Consider the following 23,308-nt stretch of genomic DNA (forward strand, 5'->3'; position numbering starts at 1 on the left):
CCGATGCAGGTTCTGCCAAACTACTTCTTATCCAAAAGGGGGAAGCCATGGAGACGCACGGCTAACATGCGGGCATGACCTCTTCCTGGTTCGAATCCATGCTGCAGGTGATGCACGGCCTTGCGCCCCTGCTGGCGTCCCTGCTGCACTTGGGTTGCGCGGCGGCTGTGACGGTGCATGCCTTGCTTAACAAGCGGCACGTGCAGACCGCCATCGGCTGGATCGCGCTGGCCTGGCTGGCCCCGCTGTTGGGTGCCTTGCTGTACCTGATGCTCGGCGTGAACCGTATTCAGCGTGCCGGTGTCGCACTGGGGCTCAAGGACCCGTGGCGGGGGGAGGGGGGAAGCGCTGATGCTTCCGTCGAAGCCGATGCCATCTGTTTGCCTGAACTGGCGGGCATCAACCGGCTGACGCGTGAGATCACAGGGCGATCCTTGCTGGCTGGCAATGCGGTGACGCCGCTGGTCCATGGCGATGAAGCCTACCCAGCCATGCTGGCCGCGATTGACGGGGCTCACCGCTCGGTCACGCTGCTCAGCTACATCTTCAATAATGATGTGGCCGGGAACGCCTTTGTGGACTCCCTGGCGCTGGCGCAGGCGCGCGGCGTGCAGGTGCGGGTGCTCATTGATGCGGTCGGGGCCCGCTACAGCCGTAGCAACATGGTCAAACAACTGCGCCATGCGGGTGTGCCTGCAGCGGCGTTCCTGCGACCGCGCCTGACCCGCCTGCTGGCTCAGGCCAATTTGCGCAACCACCGCAAGATCATGGTGGTCGATGGTGAGCTCGGCTTCACCGGCGGCATGAACATCAGCGCGGTGCATTGGCTGTCAACCCAGCCGAAGCGGCCTGTTCAATGCCTGCATTTCGCCGTGCGAGGTCCCGTGGTTGCTGATTTGCAGCGCACCTTTGCCACCGATTGGACCTTTACCACCGGCGAGGCATTACACGGCAGTCCCTGGTTTGCCGCCAACGAACCCTGCGGCCCGGTGCTGGCACGCGGTGTGACCGACGGCCCGGATGCTGACATCGACCATATGCGCCAGGTGATCCTTGGCGCTTTGGCCATCGCCCGGCGCCGGGTGCGCATCGTCACGCCGTACTTCCTGCCCGACGAAGTGTTGCTCACCACCCTGCGGGTGACTGCGCTGCGCGGCGTGGTGGTGGACATCGTTTTGCCCGCGCGCAGCAACCTGCCCTTGTTGGACTGGGCCATGCGACCGCAGTTCGCCGGCCTCGTCTCCAGCGGCTGCCGCGTGCACCTGAGCGGACCCGGGTTTGACCACACCAAACTGTTTCTGGTGGATGACGCGTGGTCGCTGATCGGTTCCACCAACTGGGACGCGCGCAGTTTGCGGTTGAACTTTGAATACAACCTGGAGTGTCACGATGCCCAGTTGGTGCAGCAACTCGATGGCCTTGTCGATGAACGCATCTGCCATGCGCACCGCCTCACTGCCGCTGAGCTGGCGGGCCAGTCTCTGGCGGGGCGCCTGCGCGACCGGCTGGTCTGGCTGCTCTCTCCTTATCTGTGAAGGCCGGGGCGTGCTATAAAGAACTTATATTTGATGGCCTGTTTCGGCCAATGTGCAAAGCCCAACCAAGGAGAGACAGCATGCAAATACAAGTCAACACCGACGACCACATCCAGGGTGGCGAATCCCTGGCCCAATGGGTGCGAGACGAGGCGAGCGGACGTCTGGGCCGGTTTCAAGACCATATCTCCCGCCTGGAGGTTTTTCTGACCGACGTGGATGGTGGCAAATCTGGTGTCAACGACAAACGCTGTCGTCTTGAAGCGCGCGTGGTCAATCGCCAGCCGGTGACTGTGACGGCCGAGGCCGACAATATGAACAACGCCTTCATCGGCGCTGTGGACAAGCTTGCACGTGCGCTGGACACCGACCTGGGCCGCGTCAAGGACCGCAACGGGCGCGACACGATCCGCGCTGCGCAAGAGTAAGTCTGGTCTCCGGCACAGACAGCTGGGGTGCGTCAAGTCAGGCAAGGGGCGGCACCTTGATTCTCAATTCGGAAGCTGCCTCCTTGTGGCAATCAGGTCTGGTGGAGCCCTGGCAGGGAGCGAGTAGTTTTTGCCGCCACGAAGTAAGGAGCTCGCGGACATGAACGCCAAAAATCCAAGCTCTGAACAACTTGACGTGAAACCGGCCCGCAGCGTGGTGGTGGAAGAAGCGCTTGCCGGTGTGCAGGCGGGCCGACGTGCCGGGTTTGGCATGGTCGTCGGCGTGGACCGTAGCGGCCATGCACAGGAACTGAAAGACGCCGGCGCGCACATGGTGGTGACTGATCTGGTGGAGGTCAGCGTAGCGCAGGAAGTCGCACCTGCCCGACGTCGCAGTGACGAACTTCCTTCCGCTCTGGCGGCGCTCGCAGACATCAAAGCCCGTATGAAAGGCAGAAGCCCTGCGGTTTTTCTTGACTATGACGGCACGTTGACGCCGATTGTGCAAAGCCCCGAGCTGGCACTGCTGTCGGACGACATGCGTGATGCGGTGCGCACACTGGCCCGGCGCTGCACGGTGGTCGTGATGAGTGGCCGGGATCTGCCCGATGTGCAGGCAAGGGTGGGTTTGAAAGACATTGTTTATGGTGGCAGCCATGGCTTTGAAATCTTCGGCCCCCAGGGCATGCACTTCGAGCAGGAGCAGGGCGGCGAATTTCTGCCCCAGCTCGACCGGGCCGAGCTGGCGCTGCGGGAGCGACTTGGGCACGTTCCCGGCCTTCTGGTCGAGCGCAAGAAATACGCCATCGCAGTCCATTTTCGCCTCGTGGGGGAGTCTGACCTGGAGGCCGTGGAGCCCGCTGTGAATGCGGTGCTTGCAGCACATCCGAAACTGCGCAAAACCCACGGCAAGATGATTTTTGAAGTGCAGCCGGATATCGACTGGGACAAGGGCCGGGCCATGATCTGGCTGCTCGGAAAGCTCGGCCTGGCGCAATCCGATGTATTCGTGCTTTATCTTGGGGACGACATCACCGACGAGGATGCATTCAGGTCGCTGAACGCGCAAGGCAACGGCATCGGCATCCTGGTGCGCGACGAGCCCCGCGACACCGCGGCGCAGTATGCCCTGGGCAGCATTGAGGAAGTTCGACGTTTTCTGACTGAACTTGCCACCCTGACAGAGGGGACAAGGGCATGAGTCAGTGATGGACAGCTGAATGAATTCACGCTGCAAGAAAGCAGGACTGCGTCAAGTCGGACCGAGCAACGCGGCGGCCGGCAGGCGCGCGAATGCTGCGCCCAGCTTGATGTGCCCGTGTTCGACGATGAGTGTCTCGTCGGTCAGTGCATTGGTCAATCGCGTGCCGTCGGGCAGATTGATCGCAACTGTGGTGTCGGCCCAGACGGACTCGCCCAGTGGTGGGAGGATCGCTTCCCCGAGCAGCCGGGCGAACAAGCGTCCGGCAATGACCACCAGCGTTGCGCCTTCATGGCGACGCGTGAACGCGACCACGTGCTGGGCATGCGCGCCGCTGACCTTGAGCGCGGTGTAGTCGCCATCGCGAAACAGCGCCGGCCGCTCGCGCCGCAGGGCCAGCAGACGCCAGGTGATCCACAGCTTGGCGCGGCCGTCCTGCGGCGCGGTCATCAGCGTTGGCAACTGCGTTGGATCGAGGGACTCCAATGAGGCAAGACTTTGATTCAGTGCCTCATAGTCAACGGGCCGGCGATTGTCCGGGTCCACCAGCGTCAGCCCGATGGTCTCGTGGCCCTGATAGAAGTCGGGCACACCCGGGGAGGACAACTTGAGCAGGGTCGTGCTCAAGCTGTTGAGCGCGCCGAACCACGCGAGCGTCACGCCGAGCGTCTGCAGTTCGGTGAGGAAGGTGTTGTTTTCAATGTGCCCCAGCAGCGCCCGCACGAAGCCTTCGAGCGCGGCCTCGTAGTTCTCGTCCGGATGGGTCCAGCGGGTATGGAGCTTGGCTTCGCGTGCTGCCTTCTGCATGTAAAGCACCACGCGTTCGCGGTAGGGCGCCAGCGTCGTCTCGTTCAAGTCGCCCACGGGCAGCGTGCCCAGGAGCGTCTGGTACAGCAGGTACTCGTCGGCGTGCGAGGGCGCCCCCACTGCTGCACTGGCCGCCTCCAGCTTGTGGCGCAGGCCGCGGTGCTGGCTGCGCCAGCGGCGCAAGGCCAGGCGCCAGCGCGCCGGCATTTCGGACAGCACGTTGATGCGATTACGCACGTCCTCCGAGCGCTTGTTGTCGTGGGTGGATGTGGCCAGCATGTTGTGCGGCCAGTGCTCTGCTCTTGTGGCGTTGTCGGCGTGGAAGGCGGCCACCGTGACGCCGAAACGGCTTGGGTCGCCGCCGACTTCGTTGAGAGAACACAAGGGGAAATAGCGGTAAAAAGCGGTGTCCTCGACGCCCTTGGCCGCCACCGGCGCACTGAATTGCTGGAACCGGTTGGCGAAGCGGCGCACGCGCTGGCGCAGGCTGTCCGAGGCATCGGGCAGCGCCTGCCCGAGCAGGGTCTGGCGCACGAAGCCGAAGATCGACAGGTCGGCGTCCTGGCTGTGGTGCTCGGCATCACGCACGGCCCAGTCCACATAGCGCTGGTCCTGCGCCGAGGCCTGGTCAATGAAGTAGGTGCGATAGACCGGCAGGCAGGCGGCCACCTCGGTCAAGGCGCGGCGCAGCGCATTGAGTGTGTAGTCGCGGGTGCGCCGGTCGGCGCGGGCGATGCGCAGCAGTTCGGTTGACAGGACATTGAGTTCGGAGGCCAGCGACGTGCGAATGATGTCGCGCTTGCCGGCATAGGCCAACTCGTCGAAACTCTCGCTGATTGCGGTGAAGTTGCGCCAGATCAGCGCGAATTTGGCCGCCGCCGAGGGGTCAACCAGCAGCCCGTTGACCGAGTTGGCAAAACGGTAGCCGGTCATGCCGTGGATGTGCCAGTCCAGCGGAATCTCCTCGTGGAGCGCGGCGATTTTTTCCGCCACGACATACAGCGGTCGCGCTGGCCGACCCTGCTCGTCCGGGCCTTCCAGCAGCAGGCCGGCGCGTCGCGCGTAGCCCTCCTGCAACTGCTGGAAATAACGTGCCGGATCATACAGCCCATCCGGATGATCGATGCGCAGCCCATCCACCAGGCCGGCTGCCGCGAGGTCCAGCGCGAACGACTGCGTGGCTTCGAACACGTCTTCGCGCTCCATGCGCAGGGCGGCGAGCTCATTGATGTCGAAGAAGCGCCGGTAGTTGATCTCGTCGACGGCGACGCGCCAGTAGGCGAGCCGGTAGGCCTGGGCTTCGATCAGCGCATGCAGCGCGTCGCGGGCGCCCGCCAGATTGAGTTCCGCCACCGCGCTGGCGATGGCCTGCGCCACGCTCGCCTGGCGCGCCGCCAGCCGCGCCAGGCGGGTCTTGAGCAGTTCCTTGTCACGCGCGCGCTCAGTGCGCGCGCCGGGGTCGCTGGCGTCGCGTCCGGGCAGGTGACCGAAAGCGGTGGCCGTGCTGGCCAGGCTGGCGGCCAGGTCCACATCACCGAGCCGCGCCTGCGCCAGCATCAAGACCTGCGGGTAGCTCTCGGGCGCCAGCGGAAAACAATGGTCAAAGTAACGCAGCGCCAGGCTGCCCGTGCTGTCTTCAAAGTGCAGCACGATGTTGCCACTCATGAGGACGTCGCCATAGTGGTCGCTCAGCACCGGGAGCAGCACTTTGCCGGTGAGTTCGGGGTTGAGCGGCTGCCAGTCGATGTCGAAGTGCTGGGCATAAAGCGAGGCCGGCCCGTTCTCCAGCACGTCCATCCACCAGGCGTTGTCACCGCCCATGACGCCCATGTGGTTGGGCACCATGTCGAGCAACATGCCCATGCCGCGTTCAAGCAAGGCTGCGGCGAAGCGCTCGAAGCCTTCGCGTCCGCCCAGCTCGGGGTTGACCTCACTGTGATCCACCACGTCGTAGCCGTGCATGCTGCCGGCGCGCGCCCGCTGGATCGGCGAGCAGTAAACATGACTCACACCCAGGCGCGCGAGGTAGGGCAGGATGCGGATGGCATCCATGAAGGTGAAATCTTTGTGGAACTGAAGCCGGTAGGTGGCGCGCGGCACCGTCGCCCGGGCACGGCTGCGGTTGGAGGCCCCACCGGACCAGCGTGGCCGCAGCCCGGACAGGGTACGGCCCAGACTCAGCATCACCTCGTGGGTGGCCAGTGCGGCCAGGTCCAGCGGCAGCTTGCGCCGCCAGTTGGGTTGCTCATCGGTGGTGCCGGGCATGTTGATTTGCTCCGCTACGCCGAGCGCGTCCTCGAGCTGGACGGTCATGAGCGCGCACGGCGTCGCCGCCAGAAACGCGTGCACCGCTTGCACGGCGTGCGCCGACAGGTCCGGCCCGGCCAGCGCATCGGCCACTTCGGCCGCCGACAACAGGCCGGCGCGGTGCAGCGCTGACAGGAGCCGCACGCGCTCCTGGGCGCGGTCGAGCAATTGGTTCTCGAAGACCTGCAGGTCGGGGAACAGGCCGAGCTGCAGGCGCAGGCGCAAGTCCAGCCCCCACCACCAGCCGGCCAGTGTCGCCAGGTCGTGCGTGCTGACGGCCACCAGCGCATTCGCCGGGTAGTCGGTCGCCGGTTTGAATTCGCCATTGTCCTGGCGTTCGAAGTACAGCAGGCGATAGGACAGCACGTCAAAACGCGCCAGCGCCGAACGCACCTCGCCGGCCACGGTGCCCAGGTCTTCACCGATCACCATGCAGCGGTTACGCTGGCTCTCCAATGCCACGATGGCCAGCATCTCGTCCAGCGCGTAATGCACGTAAGTGCCTTCGCGCGCGGTCTGCCCAGGGGGTAGCCAGAACAGGCGCATCAAGCCCATCACATGGTCAATGCGCAGCGCGCCCGCACCGCGCATATTGGCGCGCAAGGTGTCGATGAAGTACCGATACTGGCTGGCGCGCAGGCGGTCCGGCCGCAGCGGCGGCAAGCCCCAGCCCTGGCCATTCGGATTGAACTCATCGGGCGGGGCGCCGATGCTGGCATCCGCGGCAAAGCACGCGCGCTCGCACCAGACATCGGAGCCCGCTCGATCGACCGAGACGGCGAGGTCAACATACAGGCCCACACCCATTCCCAGCGCCTGGCAGTGGTCGCTCGCGCGTGCCAATTGGCTGGCCGCCAACCATTGCAGGTACAGGTGGTACCGCACACGCTCGGCGTGTTGCTCCGCGAAGGATTTCACCTCAGGACTGTCGGGATCCTGGTACGCCAGCGGCCATCCCGGCCAACCGCCAATGGTGGCATCGTTGGCATGGAAATGCGCCTGCAGCGCTTCAAAGAGGGCATGGCGGTACAACGCTTCGCCGCCCTGCACCACGAACGCGAGAAAGGTGCGTCCGGCGTCGTCGCCCGCCTGCAGACCGTCGGGGGTCAGATGGTGTTCTCGGAAATGACTGAACAGCAATTCGAGCGCCTCGAATTTGACTGCGGCAACCCCAACATAGTCGACCAGTGGCGCCTCGCGCAAGCGCGCCAGCCGGCCCTGGAATTCGGCGGAATGGACAAGCCGTCCCAGCGCTTCACAGCTGGCGTAGTCATCGACCGCATCGACATCGATGTACAGCACGTTGAGCTGCAGGCGCGAGGAGGGGCTGTAAGGGCTGGCATGGGCCGGGTTATGCACGAACAGCGCGTGCAAGGGGCTGAGTCCAATGATGTCGGCACCGCGTTCGGCCATCTGTCCGACCAGCTGCGCCAGATCGCTGAAGTCGCCAATGCCCCAATTGCGCCGGGAGCGCAGCGCATACAGTTGTACGGTCGGTCCCCAGACTTTGCCGCCGTTTTGCAGCGCTGCCGGACGATAGCAACGCTCGGGCGCGCTGATCACCAGGGTCTCGCCGGCCAGGTCCGCCACGCTCAGGCGATGGTAGCCAGCGGCCAATCGCAAGCTGAAAGACAGCTGGCGCTCGCACCAGGCGACACCGTCGAGTTCGGTGCGGGCGATCTCGGGCAGCGCATCGGCGGCGACCTCGCCCTGGTGCAAGGTACCGGTTTCGTCGCGCAGTTGCCAGCGGATGTGGGTCAGCGAGGCGGGCAGGCGCAGTGACACGTCCCACGCCGGCGCCGACGCCTGAATTGTCACCACTGGCGGCAGGGCCTGGCGCCAGGCACAGCGCAGCACGGCATCGAGTGCGTCAGGCGTGTCCGATTCGTCAGCCAGTGTGACGCCGAAATCCGACAGCAGGGCCAGCAAGCTCGCGTGTGCTACCGGGTGGCGCGTGCCCCAGATGTCATCGTAGTCAGTGGCAATGCCAAAGTGTGCGCACAGTTGATTCAACGGCTGCGCGTTGTGCTCGGTCCACGGGCTAGACAAGATGGCTCTCCTGTAGCGTTAGAACGACTGCGCCGGGCGCGAGCCGTAGCGCGGCACCCGCCTCGGGTTCAAGGCCGGTGCCATAGAGGAGTTCGCCCGGCGGGGCCATCACGCCGACGCGCGGCTGCGGGCCGAAATGCGCGAGCAGATGCAGGCACGCACCTTTCGCTGGAGTGCCCGCGTGGTCGAGCGGCCATTGAACCGACAGCGTCTCGCCCTCGCAGTGAAAGCGGCCAGCGCCTAGTTGGCCGGCCAGCAGTGGTATCAGTCGGCGTTGGCGCAGGTGCAGCAGGTGGCGTACCTCGTCCAGCCAGTCCTTGTGTGGCGCGGTGTCACGCTCTTCCCAGCGCAGCTTGGACGCCAGAAGGGTGGATTCCATGCTTGGGTCCGGAATGTTTGCCTGGTCAGCTTCACTGGCGAACCCGGCGAAGCGGCCGAACTCGGCACGCCGTCCGCGCGACACCGCATCCGCCAACGCCGGACCGAAATCGCAGAAGTACAGAAAGGGCGTGGAGGCTGCGAATTCTTCACCCATGAACAGCATGGGTATGTGCGGTGACAGCAGCACACAGGCGAGGGCGGCACGCACCAGCACCGGATCGCCCAATACATGGATGCGTTGGCCGAAGGCGCGGTTGCCGACCTGATCGTGCGACTGCAAAAAAGAGACGAAGGCCGCCAGTGGCAGCTGTGTGCTCGGCTCGCCGCGTCGCTCGCCATGACGAAACGGCGAGGACTGCCCCTGGAAGATGAAGCCCTGCGCCAGTGCCCGCCCGAGTTGGGCCACCGGTGCGTCGGCGTAGTCAGCGTAGTAGCCGTCAGTCTCGCCGGTGGTCAGCACATGGACGGCATGGTGCAGATCGTCGTTCCATTGCGCTGTTGCGGCGAGCGGATCACCGCTGGCGTCGCGCGATAGAAAAGATGCCTGGTTGGCGTCGTTCTCCAAAATTACATGAACCTGGCGCTCACGACCGGGGCCGGCGCGCAGTGCTTCGCAGATCTCGCGCACGATATGGCGTTCGGAGTCATCACGTATGGCGTGAATGGCATCCAGACGCAAGCCGTCGAACTGGAATTCTTCCACCCAGTAAATTGCGTTGTGGATAAAAAAGTCGCGCACCGTGCGCGAATCGGCACCGTCGTAGTTGATGGCCGCGCCCCAGGGCGTCTGGTGCGCCGGGTTGAAAAAATGCGGGCAGTAGGCGTGCAGGTAGTTGCCCTCCGGCCCGAAGTGGTTGTACACGACATCAAGCAACACCATCAAACCGAGCTCGTGGGCGGTATCGATCAGGGCTTTGAGCTCGTCCGGGGTGCCATAGGAGGCATCGGGCGCGAAGGGGAGTACGCCGTCATAGCCCCAGTTGCGCCGACCGGGGAATTCAGCGAGCGGCATTAGTTCCACGGCGGTGATGCCGAGCGCGGCCAGCGCCGCCAGGCGGCTTTGTGCTGCGGCAAAGGTTCCCTCGGGCGTGAAGGCGCCAACATGCAATTCGTAAATCACGGCCTCTCGCCAGGGGCGGCCGCGCCAGGTGTCGTGCCGCCACAAATAGGCGTGCGGGTCAATCACCTGGCTGGCGCCGTGCACATCGCCGGGGTTGTAGCGCGAGGCCGGGTCCGGCACGCGCAGGCCGTCGGGCAGGCGGTAGCGGTAGTGGTCGCCGGCCTGCGCGCCGGGCAGCGTCAGCTGATGCCACCCGTCGGCGCTATGCGCCATCGGGTGTGCGAGCGCGCCAGCGTCTGGCCCGTTCTCAAGCATGATTTTTCCAACCCCCGGCGCCCACAGCGCAAAGTGCACGCCACCGCCCGGCAGCACACTGGCGCCAAAAGGCATGGTATGGGCGTGTTTCATGGTCACTTCATACAAGCGTCCTGGCGCGGGTCAGCAGTACCAGGGAGCGAGATTGCAGCGGATAACTCGCCTGCCCCCACGCTGGCGGCGAAGCGAGCGGCAGACCGTTGTCGGCCGGTGGAATGGTCTGGGTCGCGGTGTCAAGCAGCAGCAGCCATTCGCCCCCGCGCACCGGCGGCAGGGCAAAGGGTATCTCGGCATGGTGGCTGTTCAGGAGCAGCAGAAAGTCATCGTCGTGCAGTGTTTCGCCATGTGCGCCGCGCTCCGAAATGCCACTGCCCGACACCAGCATCGCCAGGCATCGTGCTTGGTTGTCGCTCCAATCCTGCCCCATCATCTCGCCGCCGTCGGGTTTCAGCCAGCACACATCCTTGTCCGTGTCGCCATCCTGCGGCTTACCTTCGAAGAAGTTGCGCCGACGCAGAGACGGGTGCTCCCGGCGCAGTTTGATCAAGCGCTGCACAAAAGTATGCAAAGCATCGCGCTCCGGACTCGGGGTCCAGTCCAGCCAGGCCAGCTGGTTGTCCTGACAGTAGACGTTGTTGTTGCCCAGTTGCGTGTGGCCGCGTTCGTCACCAGCCAGCAGCATGGGCAAGCCTTGTGACAGCAGCAACGTGGCCAACAGGTTGCGCTTCTGCCGCTCCCGCAGCGCCCGAATAGCGGGGTTGTCACTCTCGCCCTCGGCGCCGCAGTTCCAGGATAGGTTGTGGCTGTTGCCGTCGCGGTTATCTTCGCCATTGGCCTCGTTGTGCTTGTCGTTGTAGGAGACCAGGTCGTGCAGCGTGAAGCCGTCGTGCGCCGTGACGAAGTTGATGCTGGCGTGGCTGCGTTTGCCCGACCAGCCGTAGAGGTCATGCGAGCCGGTGAGGCGCTGTGCAAGCTCACCGATCTGCCCGTCGTCACCTTTCCAGTAGGCGCGCATGCCGTTACGGTAGCGATCGTTCCACTCGGCCCAGCCGTGCGGGAAGTTGCCAACCCGATAACCACCGCTTCCCAAGTCCCAGGGCTCGGCGATCAGCTTGACGCGGTTGAGCGTCGGGTCCTGGCGGATGGCATCGAAAAAACCGCCCAGGTTCTCTACCTCACCGGCTTCGCGCGCCAGCGCAGAAGCAAGGTCGAAGCGAAAACCGTCGACATGCATTTCTTCAACCCAGTAGCGCAAAGAGTCCATCATCCACTGAAGCGTTCGCGGGTGCTCAATGTTGACGGTGTTGCCACAACCGCTGAAGTCGTCGTAATACCGGTGGTTGCTGGCGTTGGCGATGTAGTAGGACGCGTTGTCGATGCCGCGCAGGGAGAGCGTGGGCCCAAGCTGATTGCCTTCGCAGGTGTGGTTGTAGACCACGTCAATGATCACCTCGATGCCGGCTGAGTGCAGCGTCTTCACCAAGGTCTTGAATTCCTTGACATTGCCCGAGGCGCTGTAGCGCCTCTCTGGGGCGAAGAAACCCAGGGTGTTGTAGCCCCAGTAGTTTGAAAGCCCCTTGATGGCCAGGTGGCGTTCACTGACGTAGCTATGTACGGGCAGCAATTCAATCGTGGTGACCCCCAGGCGTTTCAGGTAGTCGACCACCGGGGCACAGCCGAGCCCCGCGTAGGTGCCGCGCAACTGCGCTGGCACCTCCGGATGGGTCATGGTGAAGCCGCGCACGTGCAACTCATAGATGACCATGTCCTGCCACGGTACCGTGGGCCGGCGGTCGTCGCCCCATGTGAAAGCGGGCTCGACCACGCGGCTCTTGGGCACCAGTGGTGCACTGTCGCGGCGGTCGAACGAGAGGTCCTCGCGTTTGCTGCCGATGGTGTAGCCATAGAGCGCATCGCCCCATCGCAATTGGCCGATGAGGTCTTTGGCATAGGGATCAACCAACAACTTGTTGGGGTTGAAGCGGTGGCCCTCTTCGGGTTTGTAGGGGCCGTGCACGCGGTAGCCGTAGGCCAGACCCGGGCGGGCCTCGGGCAGGTAGCAGTGCCAGATGTCGTCGGTGCGTTCGCGAATCTCGATGCGTTGACGTTCGTGACGACCGGTCTCGTTGAACAGACACAACTCTACTTTCTCGGCATGTTGCGAGAACAGCGCGAAATTGACGCCCTCACCGTCCCAGTGGGCGCCGCGCGGATAGGCGTGCCCAGGCCAAACTGCCGTGATTAACTCATTTGTTTTCATGGTCGAGGGTGTCCCTGGCCTTCTTGTCGCGCGGCCACCAGTGCTCAATGCGTTCGGCCGCCCAGTCCCTGCCACCCAGACCAAAGGCGAGTGCCAGCGCAAACACGATGCCGGCAAGAATTACCAGGAAGCTCTCTCGAATAATGTCGCCTCCGACCTTGATCTGCTCCAGTGCAATCAGGACGACGAAAGCCATGATGGCGTACTGCGCCAGCTTGCCCAGGAGGCTGGCATCGGGCAGCTTGAGGCTGCTGACGACAGTGTTTCCGACGAAACGCGCGAAGTAAGAACCGAATGCCAGCACCCCCAGCGCAACAAAGACATTCGGAATAAACCACACCACACGCGACAGCAGATCGGTGATGTAGGTCAGGCCGAGTCCGTTGAAGGCAATCAGCAGGGCGGCCAGGATGACCAGCCAGTACAGGAGCATGCCGAACAGGGAGGTCGTGTCGCCGGACATGCCGCCCTGGCGCAGGAAGTTGTCCAGGCCCGAGCGCTCGGTGAGGACGTTGAAATTAATCGCACGCAATGCCTTGGTCACCGCAATACGTGCTACCTTGGCAAGCAGCCAGCCGCCCAGCACCACCACCACGGCGATCAGCAGGCGTGGAAGGAACGCACCAATCTGAAAAAGGATGGCCCGCAAGGGTTCGAGCTGAATGTCCAGTTTTTCCATGATCTCTACTCCAGTTGGGGTTGCAGCTGCAAAGGCGACCTCAGCGTGTCAGGCCCGTATCAGGATCAATCAGGGCCAGGATACCTTGCAAAGGCACCTGGATCCAGTCGATGCGATTATTGAGCTCGTATCGGAGTTCGTAAAGTGCCTTTTCCAGTTCGAACAATGCGAGCAGGTCCAGGTCAACTGGCTGCGCCAATTCGACCGACATCATGACGTGCTCGTAGGCCGCCAGGAAAGCCTCGCGGGTGCTGCGCTCCCATTCGCGCACTGCGGGTTCCAGTTGGTCAATCTCGGCAGTATTTTGTGCCACGCGCCGCAGCGCTGACCAGTGTGCATAATTGAAAGACCGCAGCATGCCCGCCACGTCGCGCAAAGGTGAACTCTTGGTGCGGCGTTCTTCAAAGCTGCGGGCTGGCTCACCCTCGAAGTCGATAATCACGAAATCGTTGCCGGTTACGAGGACCTGGCCCAAATGGTAGTCGCCGTGGTAGCGTGTTTTGATGCTGACTTTCCCCTCGGTCTTGACGGCGGCGATGCGAGTCTGCAGGCGGTCCTGTTGCAACAGCAGGGCTTGGGCTACCTCTTGGGCGGCTGCGGGCAATTGCGCCTGGCGCTCGCGCAGCAGTGACAATGTGGCGGTGGCCTCTCTAGCCGCCCGGTCCTTGAACGCGATGACATCTCTCGACAAGAGAGGTTCGGGGTCGAAGGCTGGCTCTGCTGTGTGTTGCGTCAGTGCGAGGTGAAGCTCCGCAGTGCGCTGGCCAAGTGTGGCGGCAAAAGCCAGAAAGCCGCCATGTGTTTCGCCTGCGGTGGCATTGGCTTCGCCCGAGATGCGCAGCTCTTCCAGGAAGCGCTCGACGTAACGTGATGTGTAGTCCCAGCCGTCCCCTTGGTTGGCCACGTAACCCTGGACCAGGGCCAGCGTCATGACGTTGCCATCGCTCATGAAGTATTCGAGTGCGCCCAGCACCGGAACGCAGTTCGGGAAGTGTACGACTTCAGTCAGGAAGCGACCCATCTCCAGTTCGGGATTCAGGCCCTGGCGCAGACGACGGTAACCCTTGAGAAAAAGCGTGTCATCCAGTGTCACAACCGTGTTGCTGCTCGTCGTGCTCGGACGCGATACCGTTAGCGCGGCGATGTCTGAGGTAAAGTTTTTGAACACCGTCGTGGGTTTGAACTGCAGACGTCCGGCCGCAGTGGCAATTTCCATGTCGGCGCCGATCGCCTGGACCAAGGCGCGGCAGAAGGCCGGGTCGTAGAAAGCATCGCCCATGATGCCAACGTTGGCCTGCTGGCGTACCTTGGCCAGCGCAGCGGGCGCGAGGTTGGCGATGCGCTCTTCGTCGCGCTCCTCCCACGCCAGTGCCAGCGGCATGAAATAGGTCGATTCCCCGACGGGTCCGTCCAGTTTCAGAATGGGCAGCATCCAGCTGAAGTTGCCGGCCTCCCACACTGCATGATCGACCAGCCGTGCGCGTTCAATGGGCGTGCCTTTGGAGGCGTACCAACGCTGGATCTCAATATGACGCGGCAGCGTGTCAGTTTCGAATTGCGTGCGCATGCGGTCGGCCATTCCGATTCGCCACGGCATCACGCGATCGCGAAAGAAGCTGGTCCAGCCATCAAACAGCACCAGCGTCGGGCGGTCTTGCAGTGCCACATGCTCCTGATGCCAGCTCGGAACTTCAGCGTCGGCGGCGAGCCGGAACCAGAAGAAACCGAATGACGGCAGCGTCAGCGGATAGGGCAGCTCGCCAATCGGCGGGAAGGAGGTGCGTCCCAGCATCTCGACCGGCACGCGGCCCTTGTAGACCGACAGCTCCAGCTCCACCGGCTGCGCCGCGCGTGACAGATTGAACACTGCCAGGATGGTGTCGTCCTCGTACGTGCTCAGGTACGCCAGGATCTTGCGGTTGCCAGGCTTGAGGAAGCTGCGTTTGCCGCGGCCGAAGGCCCGGCTGCTTTTGCGCACGGCGAGCATCCGTTTGGTCCAGTTGAGCAGCGAGCTGATGTCGCGCGCCTGGGCCTCGACGTTGAGGGCCTCGTAACCGTACATCGGATCCATGATGGGTTGCAGGTACAGGCGTTGCGGGTCGGCACGGGAGAAACCGGCGTTGCGGTCGGGGCTCCACTGCATCGGTGTACGCACGCCGTTGCGGTCGCCGACGAACATGTTGTCGCCCATGCCGATCTCGTCACCGTAGTAGATGATGGGCGAGCCGGGCATCGACAGCAGCATTGCGTTCATCAGCTTGATGCGATCCGCGTCGTTCTCCATCAGCGGGGCGAGGCGGCGGCGAATACCCAGGTTGATCCGGGCCCGCGGGTCAGTCGCATACATGCGGTACATGTAGTCCCGTTCCTTGCTGGTCACCATTTCCAGGGTCAGTTCATCGTGGTTGCGCAGAAAGATGGCCCACTGGCAGCCGTCGGGAATTTCCGGCGTTTGCTGCATGATTTCGATAATCGGGTGACGGTCTTCCTGAGCGATGGCCATGTACATGCGCGGCATCAGCGGGAAGTGGTAGGCCATGTGGCACTCGTCGCCGTCGCCGAAGTATTCTCGAACGTCCTCGGGCCACATATTGGCTTCAGCCAGCAGGAAGCGGTTCTTGTATTGCGCGTCGATGGCCGCGCGCAGCTGTTTGATCACCGCGTGCGTCTCCGGCAGGTTCTCGTTGCTGGTGCCATCACGCTCGACGAGGTAGGGAATGGCGTCGAGGCGGAAACCGTCAACGCCCATGTCGAGCCAGAATCGCATGGTCTTGAAGATTGCTTCGAGCACTTTGGGATTGTCGAAATTCAGATCAGGCTGATGACTGAAGAAGCGGTGCCAGAAGAAGGCCTTGGCCACCGGGTCCCAGGTCCAGTTGGAGGTCTCGGTATCGGTGAAGATGATGCGCGTGTCTTTGTACAGCTGATCGCTATCGCTCCAGACATAGAACTCGCGCTCGGGCGAGCCCGGTGGCGAGCGTCGCGCTGCCTGGAACCACGGGTGATCGCTTGATGTGTGATTCATGACGAGCTCTATGATCACCCGCAAGTCGCGCTTGTGCGCCTCGGCCAGCATTTCACGAAAGTCGTCGAGCGAGCCGTATTGTGGGTGAACGTCTTCATATTCCGCAATGTCGTAGCCGTCGTCGCGCATCGGCGAGGGATAGAAGGGCATCAGCCAGATGGTGTTGACCCCCAGGTCCCGGACATAGTCGAGCTTGATTGCGACACCCTTGAAGTCACCCATACCGTCGTCGTTGCTGTCGAAGAACGCTTTGACGTTGAGCTGGTAGATGACCGCGTCGCGATACCACAGCGGATCGTCGCGGCCATCAATCTCGACAGTTTCGAGCGTCAGATTGGTTGCAGGTGCATTCATCGGTGCCCGGTTTCAAAAATAGTAATCGAAGTCGCGTTCATCGCGGACGTGCCGGCGCACGACGAAGACGTGTGCTGGCGCGCTGTGCGGGTCGAGACGGATATAGTGATGCCGGCCTTGCCACACAAAGCGCTGGTTGCTTAGCAGGTCGTGCATCTGAAACGGATGCGAGGCATCCACTCCGATCGATTCGGGGTCCAAATGAACCATGCCTGACTGGACATTGTGGGGGTCAAGATTGACCACCGTGACCACCACGTTGTTGCCGTCATCCGAGGTTTTCGAGTAGGCCAGAAGCTGGTCGTTGTCGATGGGCAGGAAGCGCAGGCTGTGGTCCGCATGAAGCGCGGCGTTGTCGTGACGGATCTGATTGATTCGGGTAATGAAGGGTGCAAGGCTATCTGGATCATTATTGTTCCAGTTGCGCAGTTGATATTTTTCCGAGTTGAGATACTCCTCACTGCCGGGCGACTTCGGCAAATGCTCGCGCAACTCATAGGCCGGGCCGTAGATACCATAACTCGCCGCCAATGTAGCGGCAAGAACCAGACGGGTCATGTACATGGCGGGCTCGCCGCTTTGCAGCTGTTCGTGCAGGATGTCCGGTGTGTTCGGCCAGACATTGGGGCGGAAGTAGTCAACACCCGGACCGCCTGAAAGCTCCTTGAAATAATTGGTCAATTCCTGTTTATTGTTGCGCCAGGTGAAATAGGTGTACGACTGTGTGAAGCCGAGTTTGGCCAGCCGGTGCATGACCTTTGGCCGGGTGAAGGCTTCGGCCAGGAAGAGAACATCGGGGTGCTTGCGCTTGATTTCGCAGATGGCCCACTCCCAGAACGGGAAGGCCTTGGTATGCGGGTTATCCACGCGGAAGATTTTCACACCTTCAAGAATCCAGTAGTCGAACACGCTTTTGAGCTCCGCCCACAAGCCGCGCCAATCTTCACTTTCGAAATTGAACGGGTAGATATCCTGGTATTTCTTCGGTGGGTTCTCGGCACACTGCACGCTGCCGTCAGGGCGCCAGCGGAACCAGCTCGGGTGCGCCTTGACGTAGGGGTGGTCGGGCGCGCACTGAAAGGCGATATCGAGTGCGATCTCGATCCCAAAATCCGCGGCCCTGGCCACCAGGTGCCTGAAATCTTCCGGTGCACCCAGTGTCGGCAGGATCGACTTGTGGCCACCCTCGATGGCACCGATCGCCCAGGGACTGCCGACATCACCAGGCTCACTGGTCAGTGCATTGTTTTTGCCCTTGCGCTGCACCAGTCCGATGGGATGGATCGGTGGGAAGTACAGAACATCGAACCCCATCGCTGCGATCACAGGCAGGCGGGCCTCCACATCTTTGAAAGTGCCGTGTCGGCCAGGCTCAGGCGCGGCAGAGCGAGGAAATAACTCGTACCAGGTGCTGAAGCGCGCGCGTGCGCGGTCCGCGACCAGCGGCAACTCCTGATCGGAGTTTGCAGCCAGACTGCGGTCGGGATAACGTGCCGCCAATTGAGCTAGAGCCTCATCCAGCGCCAGTGCCTTGAGGAGTGTCGGGTCGACCGTACGGTCGCTTGCTGCTGCCTTTAGATCCCTGGCCCAGTTGGACAGCGTCTTGCAGTCTCTGCCGCGCGCGCGCTGTGCCGCTGCAGCGATCTCAAGCGCGCCTACCTGCGACGCCATGCGGATGTCGTCAACATCGGTGCGGCGCGTCATCTCGTAGCGCCACGACTCGAACGGATCTACCCAGGCGGTGACCGAGTAACGATAGTGTCCGACCGCAGTGGGTGTGAACTCGGCGGACCAGACGTCGTTGCCTAGCGGCTTCATGGGGACTTCGTGCACTTCGGCCTGCTCTTCCTTGCGCCAGCGCAGCACCACGCGCAACACGTCGTGGCCATCGGTGAAGCAATGGGCCGTGACCACCATGCTCTCACCCGCCACCCGTTTCACCGCGAAGCGGCCACCGTCCACATTGGGAAGAACGGCGTCAATCACGGCGCGAATGCGCCCGTCCTCGACCGAGGCGCAAGGCAAGGGTGTCTGGGCTGTGGCGGATTTAGGCATGGGGCACGTGTTCAAAGATGAGTGTGGACAGTGGTGGCAAAGTCAGGCACACCGAATGGGGTCGGCCGTGGAATCGCACGGGAGATGCTTCGACCCCGCCCAAGTTGCCCCAACCCGAGCCACCAAATTCGCTGGCGTCGCTGTTGATCACCTCACGCCAGAAACCGGCCAATGGCACGCCGAGCATGTAATTGGTGCGTGGCACCGGCGTCATATTGCTGACGATCAGCACCGGTGCTCCATGTTCACGCGGCTTGCGCAGGAAGGCAAAAACGCTGGTGTCAGCCGCGTCGGCCTCCACCCATTCAAACCCGGCGGGAGAAAAATCCAACTGGTAGAGGGCTGGCAGGCTGCGGTACACGCGGTTAAGCTGCGCCACGTAGCGTTGTAGCCCGGCATGGCCCTCCAGCTTTGTGACCCACCATTCCAGCTCGCCGTCGTGGGTCCATTCACGCCGTTGGCCGAACTCTCCGCCCATGAAGAGCAGCTTCTTGCCAGGATGCGCCCACATGTAGCCGAACAGCGCACGCAGGTTTGCAAACTGCTGCCAGGCGTCGCCGGGCATCTTGCCCAAGAGCGATCCCTTGCCATGCACCACCTCGTCGTGTGATAGCGGCAGGACAAAATTCTCGTTGAAGGCATACACCAGCGAGAAGGTCAGCTTGTGATGGTGGTATTTGCGGTGGACCGGCTCTTGCTGCATGTACGCCAGGCTGTCGTGCATCCAGCCCATATTCCACTTCATGCCAAAACCCAGCCCGTCCATGTCGGTCGGCCGCGACACGCGCGGCCAGGCGGTTGACTCCTCGGCGATGGTCAGCGTGTCGGGATACTCACGGTAAACAGCCTTGTTCAGTGTCTGCAAGAAATCGACGGCTTCCAGGTTTTCTCGCCCACCATGGCGGTTTGGAATCCACTCGTCCTCCTTGCGGGCGTAGTCAAGGTAGAGCATGGAGGCGACGCCGTCCACCCGCAGGCCGTCCAGGTGGTACTTGTCCAACCAGAACAGCCCCGATGAAATCAGGAAACTGCGCACTTCATTGCGCCCGTAGTTGAAGATGCTCGAGTTCCATTCGGGGTGGAAGCCCTGCCGCGGATCGGAATGTTCGAACAGATGGGTGCCGTCGAAATAGCCAAGCCCGTGCTCATCCGTCGGAAAATGCGAGGGCACCCAGTCCAGCAACACACCGATTCCGCGCTGGTGCAAGTGATCGACGAAGTGCATGAAGTCCTGCGGTGTGCCGAAGCGCGAGGTAGGTGCGAAGTACCCGGTTGTCTGGTAGCCCCATGAGCCATAAAACGGATGCTCGGTCACCGGCATCAGCTCAACATGGGTGAAGCCCATCTCGATCACATAGTCGGCCAGCGAATGCGCAAGTTCGCGGTAGTCGAGGAAGTGTCCGTCCTGGCGCCGCCAGGAGCCAAGATGGATCTCATAGATGGACATCGGTGCATCGAGCGCGTTCTTTGGACCGCGCGATGACATCCACTGATCGTCTTTCCAATCGTGTTCAAGGCTCCAGACGCGCGAGGCCGTTGCGGGGGGTGGTTCCGCATAGAACGCGAACGGGTCCGCCTTGTCCACGCCATAGCTGCCATGACTTGACTGAATGCGGTACTTGTAGCCCTGACCGCGAACCGCGTTCTCGACGAAACCCTGCCAGATGCCGGAGCCGTCGTCGCGCAGATCAAGGCGATCCACATTGCCGGACCAGTAATTCCAGTCGCCGACGACAGAGACGGATTCAGCGTTTGGTGCCCAGACTGCGAAGTTCGCGCCGCCGTTGGACTGCAAGTGGCAGCCCAGCTTGTTGTACAGCTTCGCGTGTGTTCCCTCACGGAAGAGATAGATGTCGTGATCGCTCTTCATATAGTTTTCAGCTTAGCACACAGGGCTCATTCATGGGTATTCCCTATCGCAAGGCAGACGATGTCTGCAAGCCGCCTTCAGTCCCATGGAAAGCGGCAAAGCGCGTCTCTATTTCACAGGGGCGACGTGCCTGGCTGATCAGTCACCCGACTGCGCCGACGTTTGGTGGCGGCATCGAGCAGCATGCGCCCGGCCCAGCGGAAGACGTTGAATTCGGCCACCAGACCGCGCATGAGTCGCATACGGTCGCGCTGCTCGGCCTCGGGCATGCTCAACGCCAGGTGCAGGGCAGCCGCGCACTGGTCGGCATCGTACGGGTTGACGGTCAGGGCTTCGGGCAACTCCCTTGCGGCCCCGGTGAATTCGGACAGTACCAAGACACCGCGTTCATCGTCGCGGGCGGCGACGAACTCTTTGGCCACCAGGTTCATGCCATCGTGCAGGCTGCTGACAAAGCACAGATCAGCGGCGCGGAAATATTCGTAGACCTGCGGTGGCGCGTGCTGCTCAATCTTCAGCAGGATGGGGGCGGGTCCGCGGCTCCTAAAGCGCGCATTGATGCGCGCTGCCAGGGCACGCACCTGCGCCTCGTGGTGCTGGTACTCGTCGATGCCTGTGCGTGTCGGTGCGGCAATCTGAACAAACGTGAAGTGGCCGATCCAGTTCGGATTCAACTCCAGCAGACGTTCAATGGCCCGAAAGCGCTCCAAGATGCCTTTGGTGTAATCCAGACGGTCAACGCCGATGCCCAGCTTGTGTTCGGGTGGCAAGTCGTTGAGCTGGCGAATGTGGCTGCGGCAATCGGGCACGGTCTTTTGCAGCAGTTCCGGGTCCGGTGGCCAGGCGATGGAAATCGGGTAACGCCGCACGGCGGTGAGTTTGCCCCCAAAAGAGACATTGAACGATTCGCGGTCGACCCGCGCTTCCAGAAAGCGGTCCACCGTATCAACAAAATTGTTGCAATGGGACTGGGTGTGAAAACCCATGATGCTGCTGCCCAGCATGCCCGCCAATATCTCCTCACGCCATGGGCAAATGGCAAACGATTCGGGGTTAGGCCAGGGGATGTGCCAGAAGCTGATGATGGTGGCATCAGGCAGCTCGTCGTGGATCATCTTGGGCAACAGCGCAAAGTGGTAGTCCTGCACCAGCACAATCGGGTTTTTGGTCTTGGCCTCACTCACCACCGCCTTGGCAAACTTGCGGTTAACCGCTACGTATTGCGTCCAGTCGCTGGAGCGGAAAATAGGCCGAACGTGGGCGATGTGGCACAGGGGCCAAAGTCCCTCATTGGAGAAACCGTAGTAGTAGCCCGCTTCTTCCTCAGGCGTCAGCCAGACACGGCGAATATGGTATGCGGGGTTTTCGGGTGGCACGGCTACGCGGTCGTTTTTGTCAACCACCTCCGCGTCGGCCGAGCCACTGCCGTGTGCAACCCAGGTGCCCGAGCAGGCGCGCATGATCGGCTCCAGCGCTGTCACCAGGCCGCTCGCGGGGCGATGCACCTCGATGCGCTCACCGCGGCGTTGGTGGATGTAGGGTTCGCGGTTGGACACCACAATCACGTCCTCGCCACGCAGTTCGCCATGCAAAATGGTACGCAGGGTCTCCGCCGTCCAGGTGAGCTGGCTTTCATCGCGAGCTCGGGTCTCGGCCTCCAATTCGCTGATGAGGCGTTGCAGGTCGCGTGCAATCGGCTTGAAGCCGGGCAGGTCGGGTGGGGCGCTGATTTCAGGCCGGCGCAGCAGCCCCTCGCCCCGCAGCAGAGCGCGCACACCGGCCATCCAGCCGCGCCATGAGAGCTGGGCCACGATCACCGTGATCAGCGAGACTGCCGCCCCCAATGCCATAAAGACATAGAAGAGGTAGCGTTTGGTTTCTTCGCTGCGCCGGGTGATGAAGCTCATGTCGTGCACCACAACCAGCTGACCGGTCGGTACGGCCTCAGTGCCCATGGGTTTCACTGCCACGTGCAATGGTCCCTGGGCGCTTGGTAACAGGTGATCGCTCGGGGCGTTCCAGCGGTCAAGATTGTCACAACGAATCTGCGCCGGAAGCTGGTAGCTGGCCAACATCGGGGCCGTGGGCGTGGCGCAGTACCCCACCGCGAAAATCCGTTCATCCTGCGTGACGCGGTTGAAGAATTCTGTAATTTTTGCCTTCTTGCCAGCAGCGAGTTGCTCCTGCAGCGGTTCCTGAAAGGTGCTGGCTATCAACGATGAGCGGCTGTCGAGATCGCGCACAAACCAGCTCAGCGTCAATCGGTCGATCAGAGGCGCGACGGCGTAGGCAATGCCCGCCAGCACCAGCAGCAGTGGCAGAACGAAGCGTAAAGAGAGTCGCATATGTTTCCTTGTAGCGCTGTTTCAAGCACAGACCGGTTTTATTTTTACAGTTGGGCCAACGGGATGCCCGCGGCCTTTTCATCTGCTTTGAGCAGTGCAACCAATTCGCCCAAATCCTGATCCAGTCGCAGCAAGCTTGCCGCAGACAACTGGTTGAGGGCCTGCGGCAACACGCCTTCAAACGGTCCCGGCACCTGGCTCAAAATAGCCAGGCCGGATGGCGAAATTTGAAGCTCAACCTGGCGCCGGTCGGCGCTTGCTTTGTGCATGCTGATCAGCTCTTTACGCAGCAGCAGCTTGACCAGGTTGCTGGCGGTGGACTGGTGGATATCCATGTTTTTTGCCAGGGTGCCTACGCCAATGCCGGGATGATCCCTGACCACATTCAAAGCCCAGACCTGAGCGCCACCCAAACCAACCCGCTTTTCAATTTCCTGAAAATGACCGCGCACGGCGTTGAAGACGACCCGAAAGCGCCGCAAAACCTGCGCTGCGCTGGTGGGGGTGTCATCAGGTTGATGGTCGCGTGGCATGGTTTGCTTAGCGTGGTCCGCTGCTGAACACGTGCGCCACGGCCTGGCCCGCTTTGCCATGACTCGTGAGCCCGACTTTGATCATGAATTCTTCCTGTTTGCGA

12 protein-coding genes are annotated in these 23,308 nt (G+C 62.3%); 3 read left to right on the plus strand and 9 right to left on the minus strand.

The window, feature by feature from the left end; translation table 11 throughout:
- The first annotated feature begins 74 nt into the window (after positions 1–74).
- The 3 genes from RFER_RS10885 to otsB all read left to right on the plus strand — a co-directional run bounded on the left by RFER_RS10885 (position 75) and on the right by otsB (position 3,164).
- On the plus strand, positions 75–1,535 hold the full coding sequence (locus RFER_RS10885) for a phospholipase D-like domain-containing protein (protein WP_011464445.1): 1,461 nt from the start codon (positions 75–77) through the stop codon (positions 1,533–1,535).
- A gap of 80 nt (positions 1,536–1,615) precedes the next feature.
- Positions 1,616–1,963, plus strand: a complete 348-nt coding sequence (locus tag RFER_RS10890; protein ID WP_011464446.1) for an HPF/RaiA family ribosome-associated protein — start codon at positions 1,616–1,618, stop codon at positions 1,961–1,963.
- A 160-nt stretch (positions 1,964–2,123) separates the two neighbouring features.
- The gene (gene otsB, locus RFER_RS10895; RefSeq protein ID WP_011464447.1) at positions 2,124–3,164 is read left to right on the plus strand and encodes a trehalose-phosphatase; all 1,041 of its coding nucleotides are present in this window, start codon (positions 2,124–2,126) and stop codon (positions 3,162–3,164) included.
- Positions 3,165–3,215: 51 nt separating this feature from the next.
- On the opposite strand, the gene RFER_RS10900 is transcribed toward otsB, so the two are convergent.
- The 9 genes from RFER_RS10900 to RFER_RS10940 all read right to left on the minus strand — a co-directional run bounded on the left by RFER_RS10900 (position 3,216) and on the right by RFER_RS10940 (position 23,204).
- Positions 3,216–8,327, minus strand: a complete 5,112-nt coding sequence (locus RFER_RS10900) for a malto-oligosyltrehalose synthase (RefSeq protein WP_011464448.1) — start codon at positions 8,325–8,327, stop codon at positions 3,216–3,218.
- Positions 8,320–10,176 carry a malto-oligosyltrehalose trehalohydrolase gene (gene treZ, locus RFER_RS10905; RefSeq protein WP_041790582.1) on the minus strand — a complete coding sequence of 619 codons (1,857 nt, stop codon included), beginning with the start codon at positions 10,174–10,176 and terminating at the stop codon, positions 8,320–8,322. The genes RFER_RS10900 and treZ overlap by 8 nt, the downstream gene beginning before the upstream one ends.
- Before the next feature lie 7 nt (positions 10,177–10,183).
- Positions 10,184–12,343, minus strand: a complete 2,160-nt coding sequence (glgX, locus tag RFER_RS10910) for a glycogen debranching protein GlgX (RefSeq protein ID WP_011464450.1) — start codon at positions 12,341–12,343, stop codon at positions 10,184–10,186.
- Positions 12,330–13,022 carry a mechanosensitive ion channel family protein gene (locus tag RFER_RS10915; RefSeq protein WP_011464451.1) on the minus strand — a complete coding sequence of 231 codons (693 nt, stop codon included), beginning with the start codon at positions 13,020–13,022 and terminating at the stop codon, positions 12,330–12,332. The genes glgX and RFER_RS10915 overlap by 14 nt, the downstream gene beginning before the upstream one ends.
- Before the next feature lie 40 nt (positions 13,023–13,062).
- Positions 13,063–16,401 (minus strand): maltose alpha-D-glucosyltransferase, encoded by a 3,339-nt coding sequence (gene treS / locus RFER_RS10920; protein ID WP_011464452.1) that lies wholly within the window; start codon positions 16,399–16,401, stop codon positions 13,063–13,065.
- Between the two features lie 12 nt (positions 16,402–16,413).
- On the minus strand, positions 16,414–18,456 hold the full coding sequence (locus RFER_RS10925) for an alpha-1,4-glucan--maltose-1-phosphate maltosyltransferase (RefSeq protein ID WP_011464453.1): 2,043 nt from the start codon (positions 18,454–18,456) through the stop codon (positions 16,414–16,416).
- Entirely contained in the window at positions 18,449–20,326 is a 1,878-nt protein-coding gene (glgB, locus tag RFER_RS10930) for a 1,4-alpha-glucan branching protein GlgB (protein WP_011464454.1), read from the minus strand. Before glgB ends, RFER_RS10925 begins: the two co-directional genes overlap by 8 nt.
- A 113-nt stretch (positions 20,327–20,439) precedes the next feature.
- Positions 20,440–22,671, minus strand: coding sequence for an alpha,alpha-trehalose-phosphate synthase (UDP-forming) (locus RFER_RS10935; RefSeq protein ID WP_011464455.1), 2,232 nt, complete (start codon positions 22,669–22,671; stop codon positions 20,440–20,442).
- A gap of 44 nt (positions 22,672–22,715) precedes the next feature.
- On the minus strand, positions 22,716–23,204 hold the full coding sequence (locus tag RFER_RS10940; RefSeq protein ID WP_041790585.1) for a MarR family winged helix-turn-helix transcriptional regulator: 489 nt from the start codon (positions 23,202–23,204) through the stop codon (positions 22,716–22,718).
- Positions 23,205–23,308 lie beyond the last annotated feature (104 nt).

Origin of the sequence: Rhodoferax ferrireducens T118 (assembly GCF_000013605.1) — a bacterium.
Classification (GTDB): domain Bacteria; phylum Pseudomonadota; class Gammaproteobacteria; order Burkholderiales; family Burkholderiaceae_C; genus Rhodoferax; species Rhodoferax ferrireducens.